This is a genomic window from Amycolatopsis sp. YIM 10 (genome assembly GCF_009429145.1).
GTDB lineage: Bacteria > Actinomycetota > Actinomycetes > Mycobacteriales > Pseudonocardiaceae > Amycolatopsis.
The window spans coordinates 1204796-1223858 of record NZ_CP045480.1; the positions used below are offsets into that span (position 1 = coordinate 1204796).

Here is a 19063-nt window from a genome sequence, read left to right on the forward strand (position 1 = left end):
GGCCGGTGAGTTCGTTACTTCGGGTCGGCAAGCAACCTGGAGATCGCCTGATCGGGTGGGCGCGAGTCACCCCGCGCCCACCCGGCAGGCTCAGTTCTCCGCGCGGGCGAAGGAAAGCGTCTCGCCCTCGACGCCGCGGAGCCACAGGTCCTGCGACGCCGCCGCGATCTCCGCCAGTCCCTCCTCGATCGTGGCGAACACGTTGCCGGGCACCCAGCCGGCGTCGCCGTTGATCAGCAGGTTGTTGCGGCCGTAGAAGATCGCGAGATCGGTGGCGCCCTGGTCGCTGTGGGCCTCGCTGCCCTCGTCGTAGCCGTAAGCGGGATTGCCGATTTCCCACGCCTCGAAGCCGAAGTAGACGACGTCACCCGGAATCGGGGTGACGGTCGGGTTCTCCCGGCCCGGCTTGGGCTGGGCGAACGGCGGCACGAGCGTGTAGACCTCGTTGCGCGCGTACTTCGCGTGATAGGCCGAACCGCTCTGCGGCAGCGCGTTCCACACGGCCTCGCAGGTGCGCGGGGCTTCGGCGTCGAGCAGCCGGGCGCGGCACGAGACGCCGCGCTTGTCCAGCGTGATGGTGATGTAGCGGGCCAACCCGGTGCTCCTTCTGATGTCTTGGTGTCGATCAGTTCTTGGTGACGGTGTCGACGACCTCGGCCCAGATGCCCAGCGCCTCGTCGACCTGCTCGGCGGTGACCACCAGCGGCGGGATCATCCGCACCACGTTCATGTAGGCGCCGCAGGTGAGCAGCAGCAGCCCGCGTTCGGCGGCGGCCTTCTGCGCGGCCTGCGCGGTGACCGTGTCCGGCTCGCCGTCTGCGGTGGTGAACTCCGAGCCGACCAGCAGCCCGAGCCCGCGCACGTCCCCGATCGCGGCGTTCTTGTCGCCGATCAGGCGAGCGCCGTCGAGCAGCTGCGTGCCGCGCTCGGCGGCGTTGGCGACGAGTCCCTCTTCCTTGATCACGTCGAGCGTGGCGCACGCGGCGGCGCACGAAACCGCGTTGCCGCCGTAGGTGCCGCCCTGCGAACCCGGCCACGCCTTCGCCATCAGCTCCTGCGACGCGGCGATGCCGGACAGCGGGAAGCCGCTGGCCAGGCCCTTCGCGATCAGCACGACGTCAGGACGCACGTCGAAGTGGTCGTGGCCCCAGAACTTGCCGGTGCGGCCGAAGCCGGTCTGCACCTCGTCGAGCACCAGGAGGATGCCGTGCTTGTCGGCGCGCTCACGCAGGCCGGCCAGGAACTCGGTGTTGGCGGGCACGTAACCGCCCTCGCCGAGCACCGGCTCGACGAAGAAGGCGGCGACCTCGTTCGGCGCGGTGACCGTGGCGAACAGGTAGTCCAGTTCCCGCAGCGCGAACTTCGTCGCGGTCCTCTCGTCCCAGCCGTAGTGGTAGGCGTAGGGGAACGGGGCCACGTGCACGCCGGACATCAGCGGCGAGAAGCCCGCGCTGAACCGGGTGCCCGAGGTGGTCATCGACGCGGCGGCGACGGTCCGGCCGTGGAACCCGCCTTGGAACACGATCACGTTCGGCCTGCCGGTCGCCTGCCGGGACAGCCGCAGTGCCGCTTCGACCGCTTCGCTGCCGGAGTTGGAGAAGAACAGCGAGTCCAGTCCGGACGGCAGCACGCCGCCGAGGCGCTCGGTCAGTTCGAGCAGCGGCTTGTGCATCACGGTGGTGTACTGCCCGTGGATCAGCTTGCCGATCTGCTCCTGGGCGGCGGCGACCACCCTGGGGTGGCAGTGGCCGGTGCTGGTGACGCCGATACCGGCGGTGAAGTCCAGGTGCCGCCTGCCTTCGCTGTCGAACAGATAGGTGCCCTCGCCGTGGTCAACGACGACCGGGGTGGCCTGCTTGAGCAGGGGGGAGAGCTGGGCCATGGCAGCGGTGCTCCTTCGGACGGGGTCTCTTGTCGATTGTTGACAATATGCATAGCATGGCCCTCGGACCGGGCGCAATGAATGCGGACAGGAGCGGTAGTGATGGGCGAGATCAGCGAGGCCGGGGTCGTCGACACGGTCCCGAAGGAACTTTTCATCGGCGGGAAGTGGGCCGCCGCGGAAGGTGGCCGGACCTTCCCGGTGCTCGATCCGTCCACCGGTGAGGCGCTGTGCGAGGTGGCCGACGCCTCCCCGGCGGACGGCATGGCGGCGCTCGACGCGGCGGTGGCCGCGCAGACCGAGTGGGCGAAGACGGCACCGCGCGAGCGGGGCGAGATCCTGCGGCGCGCGTACCAGGCGCTGGTGGACCGCACCGACGAACTCGCGCTGCTGATGACGCTGGAGATGGGCAAGCCGCTGGCCGAGTCGCGCGGCGAGATCGCCTACGCGGCGGAGTTCTTCCGGTGGTTCGCCGAAGAAGCGGTCCGGATCGGCGGGGACTACTCGGTGGCGCCCAACGGCTCCGGCCGGTTCCTGGTGGCCAAGCAGCCGGTCGGGGTGTCGCTGCTGATCACCCCGTGGAACTTCCCGATGGCGATGGGCACGCGCAAGATCGGCCCGGCGGTGGCCGCCGGCTGCACCATGGTGATCAAGCCGGCCGCGCAGACCCCGCTGTCGATGCTGGCGCTGGCCGAGATCCTGGCCGAGGCCGGGCTGCCCGAAGGCGTGCTGAACGTGCTGACCACCAGCGACTCCGGTGGGGTGATGGAGCCGCTGATCCGTGACGGCCGCGCGCGCAAGCTGTCCTTCACCGGCTCCACCGCGGTCGGCCGCAAGTTGCTGGAGCAGTGCGCCGACAAGGTGCTGCGGACCTCGATGGAGCTGGGCGGCAATGCGCCGTTCATCGTCTTCGACGACGCCGACCTGGATGCCGCGCTCGAGGGCGCGATGATGGCGAAGATGCGCAACATCGGTGAGGCGTGCACCGCGGCCAACCGGATCTACGTGCAGAAGGGCGTGGCCGCCGAGTTCGGCCGCAGGCTGACCGAGAAGATGGCCGCGCTGCCGATGGGCCGCGGCACCGAGGACGGCGTGGTGGTCGGACCGCTGATCGACCAGGCCGCGGTGGACAAGGTCGGCGGCCTGGTGCGCGACGCCGTCGAGCGCGGCGCGAAGGTGCTCACCGGTGGGGCCACTGTGGACGGTCCCGGCAACTTCTACCAGGCGACCGTGCTGACCGAGGTGCCGCTCGACGCGGACATGGCGACGGAGGAGATCTTCGGCCCGGTGGCGCCGATCTACATCTTCGACACCGAGGAGGAGGTGCTCGCCGCGGCGAACGACACCGAGTACGGCCTGGTCAGCTACCTCTACACCAGCGACATCAAGCGCGCGCTGCGCGTTTCGGAGCAGTTGGAGTCCGGCATGGTGGGACTGAACCAGGGCCTGGTGTCCAACCCGGCCGCGCCGTTCGGCGGCATCAAGGCCTCCGGGCTGGGCCGCGAGGGCGGCAAGTTCGGCATCGACGAGTTCCTGGAGACCAAGTACATCGCGGTGAACCTGTGACCGAGTACAAGATCGCGAGCATTCCCGGTGACGGCATCGGCGTCGACGTCACCATCGAGGCCCGCAAGGTGCTCGACCGCGCGGCCGGGCTGAACGGGTTCACCCTGCACTGGACCGAGTTCGACTGGAGCTGCGAGCGCTTCACCGAAACCGGGCGGATGATGCCGGAGGACGGGGTCGAGCAGCTCTCCGCGTACGACGGGATCTTCCTCGGCGCGGTGGGCTTTCCCGGGGTTCCGGACCACGTTTCGCTGTGGGGCCTGCTGATCCCGCTGCGACGCGCGTTCGCGCAGTACGTGAACCTGCGGCCCGTGCGACTGCTGCCCGGGACCACCTCGGCGCTGGCCGGGCGGTCGGCCGAAGAGCTGGAGATGGTGATCGTCCGGGAGAACTCCGAGGGCGAGTACTCCCAGCTCGGCGGGCGGCACAACACCGGGCAGCCGGGCGAGTTCGTGCTGCAGGAGTCGGTGTTCACCAGGGTCGGGGTGGAGCGGATCATCCGGTACGCCTTCGAGCTGGCGAAGACCCGCACCGGCCGGGTGTGCTCGGCGACCAAGTCGAACGGGCTGATCCACTCGATGCCGTACTGGGACGAGATCTTCGCCGAGATCGCCGCCGAGTACCCGGATGTCCACAGTGAACAGTGCCATGTGGACGCCTTGGCGGCGCGGATGGTGCAGCACCCGGACCGGCTGGACGTGGTGGTGGCGTCGAACCTGTTCGGGGACATCCTCAGCGACCTCGCGGCGGCGGTGACCGGCGGGCTGGGCATGGCCCCGTCGGGCAACATCAATCCGCCGGGGGAGCACCCGTCGATGTTCGAGGCGGTGCACGGCAGCGCGCCGGACATCGCCGGGCAGGGCATCGCGAACCCGGTGGCCCAGGTGCTCGCCGGGGCGATGATGCTCGACCACCTCGGCGAGAACGGGGCGGCGCGGGCGATCAACTCGGCGGTGGAAAAGGTACTCGCCGACGGTTCGGTGGCGACCCCGGACCTCGGCGGCACCGCCACCACCACGGAACTCGGCAACGCCATCGCGGAGGCCCTCACCTGACATATTCACGGCACCCGGGAGGGCGCCGCCGGTAACCGGCCGCAAGACGGGAACAAGACGCGGCGCACCGCCCAAACCCTCCACCCCGCCTCGGTCCACAGCTAAAAACACGGCTTCGCCGTAGTCACAGTGAAAGACCGGGGCGGGGGCCCGCACACCTATCCCGCGGCGTAAGCGCCCTCAACCGGGGCGGTGCGGCGCAGCGCCGTCAGAGCGAGGCCCGCCGCACCCGCCAGGCACAACCAGGCGAAAACATCGCCGATGGTGCTGTAGATAGTGGTCGTCCGCGACTGGAGCGGCAGGTTGGCGACCAGGGTCTGCTGGTCCGTGCGGAACCAGTCCGTGCTCGCCAGGACCCGGCCCTGCGCGTCCGTGGCGGTGGAGAGGCCGTGTGACGAGTCGCGCAGCATGGAGTAGCCGTATTCGACGTTGCGGAAGACCGCCTTTTCCGCGTGCAGCTCGGAGAACTCGGCCCAGTCGTTGGCCGGTACCAGCAGCAGGTCCGCGCCCTTGTCGGCGGCCTGGCGCATGAGGTGCGGGAAGTCGGCGTCGTAGCAGATGACCCCGGCCAGCCTGCCGTACGGAGTGTCCACAGTGGGCACATCACCAGGACCCGGCGTCATCGGCTCCATCGGGGTCGGCCGGCTCTTGTCGTAGGTCCAGGCGATCTCACCGGCCGGGGTGATCATGGTGCTGAGGTTGCGGATGTTCGGCGCCTCACCGGTGTACATCGCGTAGGCCAGGTTCACGTAGGCACCGGTCTCCCGCGCGATCACGGCCGCGCTGTCGAGCAGTTCGCGGTGGTCGCGTTCCATGACGCGGGCATGGGTTTCCGGCCACAGCACGATCTTCGCGCCCGCCATGGCCTGGCCGCGGGTCTGTGCGAGCAGGTCCTCGGTGACCGGCGCGAGGGCCGCGCGGATGGCACCGGGGTCGGCAGCCGCCACCTCCGCCGCCCGCCAGTACTCGACATCCATTGTGGACAGCGCGGTTGCGGAGCGTTCGTCGGCGTTTCGGCTCGGGCTCACCGCGGCGACGCGCACGGACGTCTCGGTGGGCGCGAAGAAGGTGAGCCGCGCGGCCCCGGCGGCGAACACGGCCGCCAGCACTACCCCGTACACCACGAACCTGCGCGCGTCGCGGGTTTCCCACGCCCACACGGCGGTCGAGGCGAACCAGCCGACGAGGAAGGTGATGCCGTACACGCCGGTGACCGACGCGAGCTGCAGCAGCGGGAGGTTCGCGTGCTGGGTGGAGCCGAGCGCGCCGTAGTCACCGAAGCGGATCAGCAGCGGGAACAGGTATTCGGCACCCGCGAGCGTGGTCGGGAAGACCAGGGTGCCGAGAAAACCGGGCAGGCGTGGCGAAACCAGTCGATGCGCGACAAAAGCGAGCCACTGCAACAGGGTGAGCCCGGCGAACGCGAGCAACGCGGCGGGAACGAAGAGCAGGCTGGTCGCCGCGAGCCAGGCGAACGTGCCGAGCGCGAGCGCGCCGAGCACCTTGAGCAGGCCGGGACGCGCGCCCTGGCGCAGGCTGAACAACAGCAGCGGAATGGCGAACAGCCACGCCGCGAGCGGACTGGCCCAGTTGGTGTGCACGGTCAGGGCCAGCAGGACGACGCCGGACCACCAGAGCAGCTTCGATTTGGTCACGGGATGACGTTACGAAGCGGGGTGGGGTCGGCACATCGATCCTCCGTCGATGCGGGGCCCCTACTTTAGTCAGGGGTGCCGGGGATCCCGTGCAGCGAAGTGCCCGGCAGGAGGCGCTGGATCGCGTCCTCCATATGCGCCTCCAGTTGCTTCAGCACCGACTCCTCGTCACCCGCGCGGATGGCGTCGATCAGCTGGTTGTGCTCGTCGACCCGTTCCTCGACCCGCTGGTAGGTCTGCTGCAGCATGGAAAGGCACATGCGCGTCTCGATCAGCAGGGTCTGCGTCATCCGCATCAGCCGGCGGCTGCCCGATTCGGCGACCAGCACCTCGTGGAAGCGCAGATCGGCGTCGGACAGGGCGGTCGGGTCGTCCTCGTCGGCGGCCGCGGCCATCGCGCGCACGATCTCGTCGAGCGCGGCGGCGGCCTTCTCCCGGTCACCACGCATGATCCGGAGCGCCGCCGCCCGCTCGATCGCGGCCCGCGCGACGTAGATGTCGTACACGTCATCCGGCTCGAGATCGATCACGAACAGCCCGCGGTGCCGCTCGCTGCGCAGCAGTCCCTCGGAGACCAACCGCTGCATCGCCTCGCGCAGCGGCCCCCGCGAGACCTGGAACCGCGACGCCAGCTCGGTCTCGCCCAGCTGCGTGCCCGGCGGCAGCGCGCCGTTCATGATCGCGTCGCGGAGCTGCCGCGCGATGATGCCCGCGGTGGACTCCCGGTTCACCGGTTCGATGTCGGCCAGCGGCATGTCAGTTTCCCTTTTCCCGGACCGTTCTCGTGAACAGAGCTCCCAGCTCGCCGGACGTCACCGAGACGCCGGCCTGCCGGAGACCTTCCCAGATGGTCACCTGGTTCGCGGTGAGAACCGGCTTTCCGAGCCGGTTTTCGATGGCGCCGAGCACACCGAGCGTGCGCATCGCGGTGTCGGGCACCAGCACGGCGTCGGCCTCCGGATGGTCGTGCGACACCGCCAGCTCGATCACCGCCTCCGGGCTCAGCTCGCCGACCTCGGCCGCGGTGTCGATGTCCGCACTGGACATGGTGAGCACCTCGACCCCGCCGGCGGCGAGGAACTCGACGAACAGCCGTGCCACGTCGTCGGGGTAGCTGGCCGCGACCGCCACCTTCCGCACGCCGAGCGCCTTGGCCGCTTCGACGAACGCGAAGGAAGTGCTGGTCGACGGTACGCCGGCGGCCTCGGCGAGCTGGTCGGCCTGCTTGCGCGCGCCCTCCCAGCCGTAGACGAAGCTGCCGCTCGTGCACGCCCAGATCACCGCGTCCGGCTCGTGCTTGGCGAGCAGTCCGGCGCCTTCCTTCAGACGCTCCGGGCTGCCGAGGTCCAGCAGTTCGGGCACGGCGTGCAGGTCCGTGCCGTAGATGTGCTCGACCGGGAGCCGGAACTCCGGCCCGAGGAGGTGTTCGGCCAGCGGGTAGTCGTCCTCGGCCGCGTGGTCCGGGTAGATGAAGCCGATCGTGGTCAAGCCTGAGCACCTCCTGCAGATTGTCAACAATCCTAACGAACCACGCTACGAAACGTCACGCAACCACTTGCCCGGACCGACCAGCGGCAGGCCCATCCGCATCAGGCAGGCCCACATGGTGAGCTGGTTCGCGGTCAGCACCGGCTTGCCGAGCGCCGCCTCCAGCGGCTCGATCAGGTCGAAGGTGGGCAGGTTCGTGCAGCTGACAAAAACCGCTTCGGCCTCGGAGTGGTCGGCGGCGAGGATGCGCTCGGCGATGGTCCGGTAGCTCACCTTCCAGATGCCGCCGCCGAGCCCGAGGTGGTCACTGGACACCGTTTTCACGTCCAGTTCGGTCAGGAAGTCGTGCAGCTTCCCGGTCAGGTCCTGGTCGTACGGCGTCAGCACCGAGATCTTGTGCAGGTCGAGGCGGTGCAGCACCTCCGCGAGCGCGCCGGAGGTGGTCACCGCGTCCGGCGCGCCGGCGTCGCAGATCGCCTTGCACAACGAGCGCTCGTAGTCGATGCCGTTGACGAAGCTGCCCGACGTGCAGAGGTACGCGACAACCTCTGGTTCCACGTGAAGCACGTCACGCGTGGCGGCCGCGAGGTGCTTGCTGTCACTGACCAGTTGAGCCATCTCCATGCTCACCGGCACCGGCTCGTAGGGCGTGCGTGCCAGGTGGAGGGACACCTCCATCGGCACCCAGCGCCACAACTCGCGCTCGAGCGCGAGGTCGAACGGGGCGATCACCCCGATGCCCCGCTGGGCGAGCGGGCCGTCGAACACAGGCATCTGGAAATCCAAGGCCAAGCCTCCGCGGTGACGTCTTCAGGAATGCAGAGAGCCTCCGGGGTGGCTCCTCGGATTGTTGACAATCATACGACCGGCTCATACCGTGTCAACGGTGATCGGCACGGAATCCCCGGTGTTGGCGGTGCTGTGCGGCGACCAGCACCCCCCGGACATGGACAGCATCGAGCACGTGGCCGCGGTGCGTTACACCGACGAGGCGGGTTTAAAGAAGGCGTTACACGGCGCTGACATCCTCTTCGTCTACGACTTCCTGTCCACCGCCGTCCCCGGCGCGTGGGAGGCCGCGGACAAGCTGCGCTGGCTGCACATCGCGAGCGCCGGTGTCGACCCGGTGCTGTTCCCCGGGCTGCGCGAGAGCGACGTGGTGCTGACGAACTCGCGCGGTGTCTTCGACGACGCCATCGCCGAGTACGTGCTGGGCGTGGTGCTCGCCTTCGCCAAGGACTTCGCGCGCTCGCGGCAGTTGCAGCAGGAGCGGACCTGGCTGCACCGCGAGACCGAGCGGGTCTCCGGCCGCCGGGCGCTGGTGGTCGGCACCGGGCCGATCGGCCGGTCGATCGCCCGCCTGCTGCGCGCCGCCGGGCTGTCCGTCGCCGGTGCCGGGCGCACCGCGCGCGAGTCCGATCCCGACTTCGGCGTGGTGCACGCCTCCGCCGAGCTGACCACGCACCTCGGCGACTACGACTACGTGATCGCCGTCGCGCCGCTGACCGAGCAGACCAAGGGCATGTTCGACGCGCGCGCCTTCGCCGCGATGAAGCCAGGCGCGCGGTTCGTCAACGTCGGCCGGGGGGAGCTGGTGGTGACCGGTGACCTGATCGCCGCGTTGCGCGACGGCCGCCCGGCCGGTGCCGCGCTGGACGTGTTCGACACCGAGCCGCTGCCCTCGGATAGTCCACTGTGGACGATGGAGAACGTGCTGATCTCACCGCACATGTCCGGCGACTTCATCGGCTGGCGCAACACGCTGGTCGAGGTGTTCGCCGGGAACTTCGAGCGGTGGCGCACGGGGCAGCCGCTTCGTAATGTCGTGGACAAGGGCTTGGGCTACGTGCCGTCGGGCAGCAACTGAGGAGGACCATGAACGAGTCGGGGACCCTGCTGACGGCCAGTGAGCTCGTCGCGGCCTACGGGTCCGGGGAGCTGTCGCCGGTGGAGGCGACGCAAGCTTCGCTCGACGCGATCGCCGAGCGGGACGGCGAGCTGAACGCCTACTGCCTCGTCGACGCCGACTCCGCGCTGGAACAGGCGAAGCTGGCCGAGCAGCGGTGGCGCGAGGGCCATCCGATCGGCTGGCTGGACGGGGTGCCGACCTCGATCAAGGACATGTTCCTCAGCCAGGGCTGGCCGACGCAGCGGGGTTCGCGCTGCATCGACCCGGCCGGACCGTGGGAGGTCGACAGCCCGGTCACCGCGCGGCTGCGCGAGCACGGGCTGGTGCTGCTCGGCAAGACGACCACGCCGGAGCTGGGCTGGAAGGCCGTCACCGACAACACGTTGAACGGCATCACCCGCAACCCGTGGAACCCCGCGCTGACCGCGGGCGGTTCGAGCGGTGGCAGCGCGGCGGCCGTGGCGGCGGGCATGGGGGAGCTGTCGGTCGGTACCGATGGTGGTGGCTCGGTGCGGATTCCGGCTTCGTTCTGCGGAATCGTCGGGTTCAAGCCGACGCACGGGCGGATCCCGCTGTTCCCGGCGAGCCCGTTCGGTCCGCTGGGGCACGCCGGTCCGATGGCGCGTTCGGTGGATGACGTGGCGTTGCTGCTCGACGTGCTCGCCCTGCCCGACCACCGCGACCCGTCCGCGCTGGCGCCGCCCGCGAGTTCGTACCGGGAGGCCGTGCGGCGGGATGTGCGCGGGGTGAACGCGGCTTATTCGGCGAATCTGGGTTATGTGGACGTCGATCCGGAGATCGCGCGGATCACGCTGGCCGTGGTGGCCGCGCTGAACGAGGCGGGGCTGCGGATCGAGGAGACGGATCCCGGGTTCGCGGATCCGCTGGATGCTTTTGATGTGCTGTGGTCGACGGGCGCGGCGAAGTGGCTGGACACGTTCCCGGCGGGTTCGGAGGAGCTGATCGACCAGGGCCTGCGGCGGGTTTGGGAGCACGGGCACACCTTCTCGGCGAGTGACTACCTCGAGGCGAGCGCGGTGCGGGCGGCTTTGGGCATTCACATGGGCGAGTTCCACTTGCGGCACGATGTGCTGATCACGCCGATGATGCCGATTTCGCCTTTTGAGGCTGGGCACGATGTGCCGCCGGGAAGCTCTTATCAGACTTGGCCGGAGTGGACGCGGTTCACTTATCCGTTCAACCTGACGCAGCAGCCGGCGATCAGCGTGCCGATCGGCTTCACGGCGGCGGGGTTGCCGGTGGGGTTGCAGATCGTGGGGCCGCGGCACTCGGATGATCTGGTGCTGGCGGTGGCGAAGCTGGTGGAAGAGGTGAAGCCGTGGGCTACGGACCGGCCCGCGGCTCCGCGGCGGTGACTTAGGCGGGGTTGGGTCGGCTTGGCCTGGCTTGGCTTGCGAGAGCGGTGCTCACTTTGGTGAGCGCCGCTCTTGTTTGTGCGGGGTGGCGGGGGTGGCATTTGGTGTGCACTGAGTGCGGGCTTGGGCTTGGTGAGCGCTGTCCCGAAATGAGAGCAGTGATCGCAAGGGAGAGCACTGCTCTTCTTTGTCTGCGCGAGGCGACGCGCCGGTTGGCGGGCGCAGGGTCGGCGGGCGCGAGGGTTGGCGGGCGCGCCGGTTGAAGGGCGCGAGGGTTGGCGGGCGCGAGGGCTGGAGGGCGTGCGGGGTTGGAGAGCGCGCCGGTCGGAGGGCGCGAGGGCTGGAGGGCGTGCGGGGTTGGAGAGCGCGCCGGTTGAAGGGCGCGAGGGTTGGCGTGTCGGGCTGGCGGTGCGCCGGGCGCGTGTCAGCTACGGAGCGGGTGAGCGGTCCGCGGGAGGGACGGCACCGGTGACGTCGCTGGGGGTGGCGGATTTCCGGGTAAGGCCCCGAATCTGGCGGCTGCACAATGCGAGAGCGGTGCTCACAAGAACGAGCAGTGCTCCGGCGAGCAGTGTGGTGTCCGCGCCGAAGCGCTCCGCCAGCGGACCCGCGGCGATTTCGCCGACGGGCATGGCGATGAAAGAGCCCAGCATGTCGTACGAGTAGACCCGCGCCAGTTTGTCCTCCGGGATGTTCTCCTGCAAAGAGACATCCCAAGCCACCACGAACTGCTCGATAGCGATCCCCGCCAGGAACATCGTCGCCAGCAACGGGACCAAAGAAGGCGCCTCCGCCAGCGTCACCAACGGAACCGCCTCGACCGCGATCACCGCGACCCCGATCAACAACGCGTGCCGCGGCTGCCACCGCGCGGCCAGCACCCCGCCGATGAACGCCCCCAGCGTTTCCGCCGCCAGGATGAATCCCCACGCGGCACGTCCGACCGTGTCGTCCGCGACCTTCGGGCCGATCACCGCGTGGCTCCCCATGATCACCGCGTTCACCACGGTGAACTGCGCGACCACGATCCACACCCACGACCGTGCGGTGAACTCCCGCCATCCTTCGACCAGGTCCTTCAGCGGATGCGAACGTTCGGCCCGCACCCGCGCGGCGATCCGCACCCCGCGATAACCCGCCGCGGACAGCAGGAAGATGCCCGCGTCCACCGCGATGGCCCAGCCCGCCCCGACCCCCGCGGCGAGCATCCCGCCCAAAGCCGCGCCGAGGATTCGGCCGGTGTTCGCGCCCATGCGGGCCAGCGCGTTCGCCGGCGTGAGCAGGGTCGCGGGCACCGTCTGCGGGGTCAGCGAAGCCGCCGCGGGCAGGGACATCGCGGCGACCCCGCCGTTGAGCGCGCTCAGCGCCAACAGCAGTGGGATCGAAGCGAAGCCGCCGATCACGCTGGCCGCGATCAGGCCCTGGGTGAGCGCCGCGGCCAGGCCGGTGCCCTGCAGGATCAGCGCACGCGGCAGCCGGTCGGCGAGCACACCGCCGAACAGCAGCAGGATCACGTTGGCCAGCGAGCGCACCCCGACCACCAGCCCGAGGTCGACCACCGAGCCGGTCAGGTCGAGCACCGCGAACGCCAGCGCCACCGGCGCGATCGCGTTGGCCAGTTCGGCGCCGGTCCGCCCGGCCAGCAGCCACCGGAAACTGCGGTGCTGCAAGGGTTCCCGCAAGCTCATGGCCGCACCATCTCGAACAGGGCGATGGTGGCGCTGACTCGCCGGGTCTCCGGCGTGCGCGGCGGTTGTGCCTCGCTGTGCAGCAGGTCGCCGAGTTCGTTCGCCAGCTCCACCGCGCGTTCCCAGTCGGCGGGGCTGAGCCAGACCTCGGCGTCGGTGACGGCGGACCGTCCGGACGGCTCGCGGTCCACGGTGCGGCGGCGCAGCTCACCGGCCAGCGTCTCGGCGAACAGCTGCTCACCCTCGTGATCTTCGTGGTTCCACCGGGGAGCGTTGCCGGGGACGTGCCGGTAGCGCTTCGCCAGCCCGCCGTGGATGCGGACCTCCTCGGCGACTTCGAGCAGCCCTGCCTCATGCAGCCGCCGCAGGTGGTAGCTCACGTTGGCCTGCGTGTCCTGAAGCTCGCGGGCAGCCTCGGCGGCGCTCATCGCGGCCCCGGTGAGCAGTGACAGGATGCGCAGGCGCAGCGGATGGGCGAGCACGCGCAGCTCGACCAGTGAGGTCTTCTCCGGCATGGACCCGAGTATCAGGGCACCGGCCGCCGACTGTCAAACAAATCTTTGGGGGTTGCTGTGGCTATAGGGTCAGCAGCGTGCCGTCCAGGGGGAGTTCCGCGCCCGCGGCCAGTACTTCCTTGTGCTCCGGGGAATCCGGGGCGAGCGCGGGATTGGTGTTGTTGAGGTGGGTGTAGGCCCAGCGCGGTCCCGGCAGGTCGCGGATCCGGGCGAGGCTGCCGTCCGCACCGGAGATCGGTACGTGCCCCATGGCACGCTGCGCCTGCGAGCCGACCCCGGCGCGGGTCGCCCCGGACATCTCGTCGGCGCCGTAGAAGGTGCCGTCCAGCAGCACGTAGTCCGCGCCATCGGTGAACTCGCCGAATCCCGGCGGCCAGGTCGCCAGGCAGGGCGCGTAGACGAACACACCGCCGGTGGACGGGTCCTCGATCCGGTAGGCGACCACCCATGGACCGTCCGAAGTGGAGTCACGGGCGTACTTCGGCTTCTTGTCGCTGACCGGCAGCGCGCGCACGCGAAGGCCGCCGATCTCCGGCTCCACCGGGGAGAAGGTCCAGTCCCCGTACCGGCCGACCGGCAGGGCTCCGCGCATCGCGTGCAGGGCGGCGTCCGGGCCCCAGACACCAAAAGAAGGCGCCTCCCGCAACATGACCAGGCCGAGCGTGTGGTCCAGTTCGGCATCGGTGACCAGCGCGCCGCGCAACGGCGTCTCCCGTGGCCCCGGCCCGGCGCGCAACACCGGCGACGCCAGGATCTGCGCACGGATGTCCGGTGACGCGTTGAGCAGGTACCAGCCGCGGCCGTCGGCGCTGATCGCCACGCAGTCCTGCGTCCGGGGTGGAGCGTCCGAAGTGCACAGTGCGCAGGCGCAGTTCCACTGCGGGAAACCACCTCCGGCGGCCGTCCCGAGCAGCAGCACCTTCATCGCGCCACCCGCCGCATGACCAGCTCCGGTTCTACCGCGGGCGGTGGAGCGCTCAGGATCAGGTCGACGATCTCGCGGTCCGGCGAGCGCGAGCAGACCGGATCGGTGGCGGCCGCGTCCCCGGTCAGCAGGAACGCCTGGCAGCGGCAGCCGCCGTGGTCGGTGCCGCGCCGGTCACAGGACCGGCAGGTCTCGCTCATCCAGTCCTCACCGCGGTAGGCGTTGAACGAGGTCGAGCCGTACCAGATGTCGTGCAACGGCTTCCGGGTCACGTTGTCCAGTTCGAGCGTGCTGATCGCGGTCGCCGCCGGGCACGGCAGCACGTCACCGTTCGGGGCCACGGTCAGCTGCCGTGCGCCCCAGCCGTACATGCACGGCTTCGGATAGGGCTCGTAGTAGTCGGCGACCACGTAGATGATCTCCATCGTGCCGAGCAGGCGCTCGGTGGCGGCACGCACGATCGGCTCGGCGGCGGCCAGTTGCTCCCTGGTCGGCATCAGCGCCGTGCGGTTCTTCAGCGCCCAGCCGTAGTACTGCGTGTTCGCCAGTTCGAGCCGGTCGGCGCCCATGCGCTCGGCGAGCGCGATGAGGCCGGCGAGCTGGTCGTGGTTCTGCTTGTGCAGCACCACGTTCACGCTCAGCGGCAAGCCGGATTCCTTGATCAGCGCGGCCGTGGCGATCTTGTGGTCGTGGGCTCTGGTGCCGGCGAGCCGGTCCGCGCGCTCGGCGTCCGCGCCCTGCACCGACAGCTGGATGTGCGCGAGCCCGCGCTCGGCCAGGTCGTCGAGTCGCTTGCCGGTCAGGCCGAGGCCGCTGGTCACCAGGTTGACGTAACAGCCGAGGTCGCTCGCGTGTGAGACCAGTTCCGGCAGGTCCGGTCTGGCCAGCGGCTCACCACCGGACATGTGCACCTGGAGCACGCCGAGTTCGCGCGCCTGCGACAGCACGGAAAGCCACTGCTCGGTACCGAGTTCGCCGTCCCTGGTGATCAGCTCGAGCGGGTTGGAGCAGTACGGGCAGTGCAGCGGGCAGCGGTGGGTCAGCTCGGCCAGCAAACCCAGCGGTGGCTCGGCGGGCTTCACGTCCATTCGACGACCCGCCGTTCCGCCAGCCGGGACAGCACTCCGTTCACGTCCGCCTCCCGGACCCCGCGGTACTGCTTGCCGAGCGCCGCGGTGATGTCGGCGACGCTGGTATGCCCGTCGCAGAGTTCGAGCACGGCGGCGGCGGTTTTGTTCGGCACCAGCACACCTTCCGGGTACAGCAGCACGTGCGTTTCGCGCACCTTGTCGTAGGTGAGCCGGACACCGCGGCGCAGTCGGGGGATCACGCTCACTCCTTGGCCGCGGCGCGCTCGATGGCGTCCAAAATGGACCACAGCACGTCGCACTTGAAGGAGAGCGCGGCGATCGCGGCGTCCTGCTGCTCCCTCGTCACGCAGTGCCGCAGCACGAGGTCCACAGTGGCCTGTCCCTCTCCGGAGACCGCGTCGATGCGGTTGGTGAAGTAGGCCAGGTCGGCGCGGTTGATCCAGTCGTAGTTCGCCAGCATGTCGGCCACGCGGCGTTTCATCAGATGACCGGAGAACATCTCGGTGAGCCCAGAGGCGACCGCTTCGACCCACGGTTTTGTCCTGGCGAAGGTGACATAGGCATCCACGGCGAACCGGACCCCCGGCGCGACGTGCCGCTCGTCGAGTACCTCCTCGCGGCTGAGGCCGACCGCCTCGCACAACCGCAGCCAGCGCTCGATCCCGCCCTCGCCCGGCGCGGCGCCGTCGTGGTAGACGAGCCGGGGGAGCCACTGCCGCCGCACCTCGGGCAGCGGGCAGTTGCTGATGATCGCGGCGTCCTTCTGGGGGATCATGCGCTGGTAGTACCAGCGGTTCGCGGCCCAGATCCGCAGTTCGCGTTCGGACAGTTCACCGGCGTGCATCCGGTGGTGGAACGGGTGTGTGCCCCAGTAGCGGTGGGACAGTCCACGCAGGGCGGCGGCGAACTCCTCGTGGCTGAGCGGCGCGCTCATGGCGGACCCTCCTGGTCGTCGAGGCGCAGGCGGGAGGAGCGGGGACCGCGCGGGCCCCCGCCCGCCCGTGTTATTCCATCCGGGCCGCGTAGGCCGTGACTTCCATCGGGGTCTCGTACTCGACGAAGTCCGGAGTGGTCCAGACCTCGGTAGCGGTTTCGATCATGCTGACTCCTCGGATCACTGACGACCGGGCAAGACGACCCTAGAAGCGCCGCCGGACCGAAATCTAGGGAAGCCGGCTAATTTCTGACTTGCTCCAAGCCATCGTCCCGCTGATGGAGTAGTAAAGCCGCGCTGGTGTCACCCAGGGTGAGAAGAATGATCCGATGACTCAGGCGACCGCGCTCTCCAGTTCGGCCAGCGCGGTGTCCAGGTGGGTGAGGATGCGCTGCAGGTGCGGCACGCTGCGGCGGCAGCCGGTGATGCCGAAGTCCAGGTTGTCGCCGTTGCTGGTCAGGGTGATGTTCAGCGCCTGCCCGTCGAGCAGCACCGAGGCCGGGTAGACACCGTCGAGCTGCGCGCCGTTCCAGTACATCGTCTTGCGGGGCCCCGGCACGTTCGAGATGACCAGGTTGAACGGCGGGCGCGTGTTGTTGACGAATCCCGGGATGGTGGACGCGCCCAGCGGGGCCACGTTGATGCCGGACAGGATCAGCGCCTGCAACGGCGTCAGGTCGGAGAAGATCCGCTTGCCGTCCCGCATGGACTGGTGGATCAGCTTGAGCCGCTCGGCCGGGTCGCTGCGGTCGGTGGCCAGGTTGCACAGCAGCGCGCCGACCGCGTTGCCGCCGGCCTCGCCGGTTTCGGCCCGCTTGCGCATGGACACCGGCACCATCGCCACCATCGCGGTGTCCGGCAGTGCCCGCTGCTCGATCAGGTAGTCGCGCAGGGCGCCGGAGCACATCGCCAGCACCACGTCGTTGCGCGAGACGCCGGCCGCGGTGGCCACCCGGCGCACGCGGTCGAGCGACCAGGACTGCGCGGCGAACCGCCGCGCGCCGCCGATCGGCACGTTGAGCATGGTCTTCGGTGCCTGGGTGGGCAGGGTCAGGCTGTGCTCGCGGAAGGCTTCGCCCGCCACCTTCACCGCGGCCCGCGGCAGCTTCGCCAGCTGGGCGAGCGACTGCCGCGTGCCGGTGAGCAGCGAGACCGGGTCGCGCCGGTTGCGCCGCACGCCCTGCGTCTTCGGTCCGCTCCACGGCGGCGGCGAGTCGCGCTCGTCCGGGCTGTCGCTCAGCGTCGACTGCATCTGGCGGAGTGCGGAGACCCCGTCCATCAATGCGTGGTGCACCTTGCTGTACATCGCGAACCGGTCGTCCCGCAGGCCCTCCACCAGGTGGACTTCCCACAGTGGACGGTGCCGGTCGAGCAACGTGCTGTGCCAGCGGCCGGTCAACTCGAGCAGTTCGCGGATGCGGCCCGGCTGTGGCAGTGCGGAATGCCGGAAGTGGTAGTCCAGTTCGAGTTCGACGTCCTCGGCCCAGGCGGCGTAACCCATGGTGTTCACCGGACGGGCCGGGCGGCGGCGGAAGGCGCGGCTGACCTCGGACCGCTCGAGCAGCCTGCGCCGGATTTCGCTGAGGTAGTTCGGTCCGGCGTCCTCGGGTTTGCGGAACAGCTGGAGGCCGCCGACGTGCATCGGATGCTCCCGCGACTCCACAAGGAGGAACATCGAGTCGGTAACGGGCATCAGCGGCATATCCGGCCCCCTTCGTCGAGCAGCGGTGATCCTGGGTTCCACCGGAGGGCTGAGTCTACGCACGGTTCAGCAAGAGGAAAGCCCTGAACAAACGATTACCCTGCGATCATGGCGAACCTGCCCGAACGGGCCGGCGTGGTGATCGTAGGCGGTGGCGTGATCGGCGTGAGCTGCGCGTTCCAACTGGCCGAGGCCGGGGTGGACGTGCTGCTGCTGGAGCGGGGCGCGCTGGGCGCCGGCTCGACGGCGAAGGCGGCGGGCGGGGTGCGCTCCTCGTTCACCAGCCGGGTCAACATCGAACTGGGCTTGCGCGGGCTCGCCGAGTTCGAGCGGTTCCCGGCGCGGTTCGGGCAGGAGATCGACTTCCGCCGCGACGGTTACCTCTACCTGATCACCGATCCCGCCGACCTGCCGCGGTTCGAGCGCGGGGTGGCGCTGCAGAACTCCCTCGGTGTGGCGAGCCGGGTGATCGAACCGGCCGAGGCCGTCCGGCACAACCCGCTGATCTCGGTCGACGGTGTGCACGCCGCGGTCTGGTCGCCCGAAGACGGGCGTGCCACTCCGGACGCGGTGGTGCAGGGGTACGCGCGGGCCGCCCGCGCACTGGGCGCGACCTTGTGCACCGGCGTGGAAGTGGTGGGCATCGACCGTGGCGACGAGCAGATCCGCGCGGTCCAGACCTCCAGGGGAGTGGTCCGGACCGAGGTGGTGCTGTGCGCGGCCGGGGCCTGGTCGGCGCGCATCGGTGAGCTGGCGGGATGTCCGCTGCCGGTCAGCCCGGAGCGGCGTCAGGTGGTGTTCACCGGCTCGATACCGGGACGACCGGAATCGGTACCGCTGACCGTGGAAATGCCGTCGGCGTTCTACCTCCACCCCGAGGGCGACGGCTTGGCGCTGTCCCTGCCGGGCGGTCCGGGCGACGCGGGGTTCGACTCGCGGTACGAACCGGGGGAGTGGTTGCCCGCGCTGGCCGAAGCCGCGATGCGACGGGCGCCGTCGGTGCTCGACGCGGGCATCCGCACGGCGTGGGCGGGGCTGTACGAGATGACGCCGGATCGGAACCAGGTGGTCGGCGAGGCGGCCGGGGTGTCGCGGTTCCTCTACGCCACCGGGTTTTCCGGGCACGGGTTCCAGATGGGCCCGGCGGTCGGCGCGGTGATGCGGGACCTCTACCTGGGCCGGGAGCCGGAGATCGACGTCTCCTCGCTGGACGTGCGCCGGTTCGACGGCGGCGTGACGACGAGGGCGGAGTACAACATCGTCTAGGCGGGGTGTTC

19 protein-coding genes are annotated in these 19063 nt (G+C 69.8%); 5 read left to right on the plus strand and 14 right to left on the minus strand.

All coding sequences use genetic code 11. The features are described from left to right. Positions 1 to 90: 90 nt before the first annotated feature. Together YIM_RS05925 and YIM_RS05930 are read right to left on the minus strand one after the other, a co-directional pair. Positions 91 to 594: a DUF3830 family protein gene (locus tag YIM_RS05925; RefSeq protein WP_153029364.1), complete on the minus strand. Its 504-nt coding sequence runs from the start codon at positions 592 to 594 to the stop codon at positions 91 to 93. Positions 595 to 625: 31 nt separating this feature from the next. Beyond that, on the minus strand, positions 626 to 1882 hold the full coding sequence (locus tag YIM_RS05930; protein ID WP_153029365.1) for an aspartate aminotransferase family protein: 1257 nt from the start codon (positions 1880 to 1882) through the stop codon (positions 626 to 628). Positions 1883 to 1984: 102 nt separating this feature from the next. On the opposite strand from YIM_RS05930, the gene YIM_RS05935 reads away from it, so the two are divergent. Beyond that, positions 1985 to 3448, plus strand: coding sequence for an NAD-dependent succinate-semialdehyde dehydrogenase (locus YIM_RS05935; protein ID WP_153029366.1), 1464 nt, complete (start codon positions 1985 to 1987; stop codon positions 3446 to 3448). Continuing rightward, positions 3445 to 4503: a tartrate dehydrogenase gene (locus YIM_RS05940; RefSeq protein ID WP_153029367.1), complete on the plus strand. Its 1059-nt coding sequence runs from the start codon at positions 3445 to 3447 to the stop codon at positions 4501 to 4503. The genes YIM_RS05935 and YIM_RS05940 overlap by 4 nt, the downstream gene beginning before the upstream one ends. Positions 4504 to 4661: 158 nt before the next feature. Here YIM_RS05940 and YIM_RS05945 read toward each other — a convergent pair whose 3' ends face one another. From YIM_RS05945 to YIM_RS05960, 4 genes are all read right to left on the minus strand, one after another. After that, a complete protein-coding gene (locus tag YIM_RS05945) occupies positions 4662 to 6158 on the minus strand; it encodes a nitrilase-related carbon-nitrogen hydrolase (RefSeq protein ID WP_153029368.1) in 1497 nt (498 codons plus the stop codon). Between the two features lie 65 nt (positions 6159 to 6223). After that, positions 6224 to 6913, minus strand: a complete 690-nt coding sequence (locus tag YIM_RS05950; protein ID WP_153029369.1) for a GntR family transcriptional regulator — start codon at positions 6911 to 6913, stop codon at positions 6224 to 6226. Between the two features lies 1 nt (position 6914). Next, on the minus strand, positions 6915 to 7646 hold the full coding sequence (locus YIM_RS05955; RefSeq protein WP_153029370.1) for an aspartate/glutamate racemase family protein: 732 nt from the start codon (positions 7644 to 7646) through the stop codon (positions 6915 to 6917). Between the two features lie 45 nt (positions 7647 to 7691). Continuing rightward, positions 7692 to 8420, minus strand: a complete 729-nt coding sequence (locus YIM_RS05960; protein WP_153029371.1) for an Asp/Glu/hydantoin racemase — start codon at positions 8418 to 8420, stop codon at positions 7692 to 7694. Positions 8421 to 8532: 112 nt separating this feature from the next. On the opposite strand from YIM_RS05960, the gene YIM_RS05965 reads away from it, so the two are divergent. Both YIM_RS05965 and YIM_RS05970 read left to right on the plus strand, forming a co-directional pair. Further along, on the plus strand, positions 8533 to 9513 hold the full coding sequence (locus YIM_RS05965; RefSeq protein ID WP_194240055.1) for a D-2-hydroxyacid dehydrogenase: 981 nt from the start codon (positions 8533 to 8535) through the stop codon (positions 9511 to 9513). An 8-nt stretch (positions 9514 to 9521) separates the two neighbouring features. After that, a complete protein-coding gene (locus YIM_RS05970; protein ID WP_153029372.1) occupies positions 9522 to 10931 on the plus strand; it encodes an amidase in 1410 nt (469 codons plus the stop codon). Positions 10932 to 11359: 428 nt separating this feature from the next. Here YIM_RS05970 and YIM_RS05975 read toward each other — a convergent pair whose 3' ends face one another. The 8 genes from YIM_RS05975 to YIM_RS06010 all read right to left on the minus strand — a co-directional run bounded on the left by YIM_RS05975 (position 11360) and on the right by YIM_RS06010 (position 17786). Then, entirely contained in the window at positions 11360 to 12619 is a 1260-nt protein-coding gene (locus YIM_RS05975) for an MFS transporter (RefSeq protein WP_153029373.1), read from the minus strand. Then, on the minus strand, positions 12616 to 13134 hold the full coding sequence (locus tag YIM_RS05980) for a helix-turn-helix domain-containing protein (RefSeq protein ID WP_153029374.1): 519 nt from the start codon (positions 13132 to 13134) through the stop codon (positions 12616 to 12618). Before YIM_RS05980 ends, YIM_RS05975 begins: the two co-directional genes overlap by 4 nt. A gap of 61 nt (positions 13135 to 13195) precedes the next feature. Then, positions 13196 to 14059, minus strand: coding sequence for a pyrroloquinoline quinone biosynthesis protein PqqB (gene pqqB / locus YIM_RS05985; RefSeq protein ID WP_153029375.1), 864 nt, complete (start codon positions 14057 to 14059; stop codon positions 13196 to 13198). After that, positions 14056 to 15147, minus strand: coding sequence for a pyrroloquinoline quinone biosynthesis protein PqqE (pqqE, locus tag YIM_RS05990; RefSeq protein WP_153029376.1), 1092 nt, complete (start codon positions 15145 to 15147; stop codon positions 14056 to 14058). The genes pqqB and pqqE overlap by 4 nt, the downstream gene beginning before the upstream one ends. Then, positions 15138 to 15389 carry a pyrroloquinoline quinone biosynthesis peptide chaperone PqqD gene (gene pqqD, locus YIM_RS05995; RefSeq protein ID WP_370468960.1) on the minus strand — a complete coding sequence of 84 codons (252 nt, stop codon included), beginning with the start codon at positions 15387 to 15389 and terminating at the stop codon, positions 15138 to 15140. Before pqqD ends, pqqE begins: the two co-directional genes overlap by 10 nt. Positions 15390 to 15391: 2 nt before the next feature. After that, positions 15392 to 16084 carry a pyrroloquinoline-quinone synthase PqqC gene (gene pqqC, locus YIM_RS06000; RefSeq protein WP_153029378.1) on the minus strand — a complete coding sequence of 231 codons (693 nt, stop codon included), beginning with the start codon at positions 16082 to 16084 and terminating at the stop codon, positions 15392 to 15394. A 70-nt stretch (positions 16085 to 16154) separates the two neighbouring features. Continuing rightward, entirely contained in the window at positions 16155 to 16250 is a 96-nt protein-coding gene (gene pqqA, locus YIM_RS06005) for a pyrroloquinoline quinone precursor peptide PqqA (protein WP_113694224.1), read from the minus strand. Positions 16251 to 16418: 168 nt separating this feature from the next. Continuing rightward, positions 16419 to 17786: a wax ester/triacylglycerol synthase family O-acyltransferase gene (locus tag YIM_RS06010; RefSeq protein ID WP_153029379.1), complete on the minus strand. Its 1368-nt coding sequence runs from the start codon at positions 17784 to 17786 to the stop codon at positions 16419 to 16421. A 108-nt stretch (positions 17787 to 17894) separates the two neighbouring features. Between YIM_RS06010 and YIM_RS06015 the strand changes: the two genes are divergently transcribed. Continuing rightward, positions 17895 to 19052 carry an FAD-binding oxidoreductase gene (locus tag YIM_RS06015; protein WP_153029380.1) on the plus strand — a complete coding sequence of 386 codons (1158 nt, stop codon included), beginning with the start codon at positions 17895 to 17897 and terminating at the stop codon, positions 19050 to 19052. Positions 19053 to 19063: the final 11 nt, after the last annotated feature.

Coding starts and splice junctions, on each gene's coding strand:
- YIM_RS05930 (WP_153029365.1), bottom strand. CDS start 1,882: ATGGCCCAGCTCTCCCCCCTGCTCAAGCAGGCCACCCCGGTCGTCGTT.
- YIM_RS05935 (WP_153029366.1), top strand. CDS start 1,985: ATGGGCGAGATCAGCGAGGCCGGGGTCGTCGACACGGTCCCGAAGGAA.
- YIM_RS05950 (WP_153029369.1), bottom strand. CDS start 6,913: ATGCCGCTGGCCGACATCGAACCGGTGAACCGGGAGTCCACCGCGGGC.
- YIM_RS05960 (WP_153029371.1), bottom strand. CDS start 8,420: ATGCCTGTGTTCGACGGCCCGCTCGCCCAGCGGGGCATCGGGGTGATC.
- YIM_RS05970 (WP_153029372.1), top strand. CDS start 9,522: ATGAACGAGTCGGGGACCCTGCTGACGGCCAGTGAGCTCGTCGCGGCC.
- YIM_RS05975 (WP_153029373.1), bottom strand. CDS start 12,619: ATGAGCTTGCGGGAACCCTTGCAGCACCGCAGTTTCCGGTGGCTGCTG.
- YIM_RS05980 (WP_153029374.1), bottom strand. CDS start 13,134: ATGCCGGAGAAGACCTCACTGGTCGAGCTGCGCGTGCTCGCCCATCCG.
- pqqB (WP_153029375.1), bottom strand. CDS start 14,059: ATGAAGGTGCTGCTGCTCGGGACGGCCGCCGGAGGTGGTTTCCCGCAG.
- pqqE (WP_153029376.1), bottom strand. CDS start 15,147: ATGGACGTGAAGCCCGCCGAGCCACCGCTGGGTTTGCTGGCCGAGCTG.
- pqqC (WP_153029378.1), bottom strand. CDS start 16,084: ATGAGCGCGCCGCTCAGCCACGAGGAGTTCGCCGCCGCCCTGCGTGGA.
- pqqA (WP_113694224.1), bottom strand. CDS start 16,250: ATGATCGAAACCGCTACCGAGGTCTGGACCACTCCGGACTTCGTCGAG.
- YIM_RS06010 (WP_153029379.1), bottom strand. CDS start 17,786: ATGCCGCTGATGCCCGTTACCGACTCGATGTTCCTCCTTGTGGAGTCG.
- YIM_RS06015 (WP_153029380.1), top strand. CDS start 17,895: ATGGCGAACCTGCCCGAACGGGCCGGCGTGGTGATCGTAGGCGGTGGC.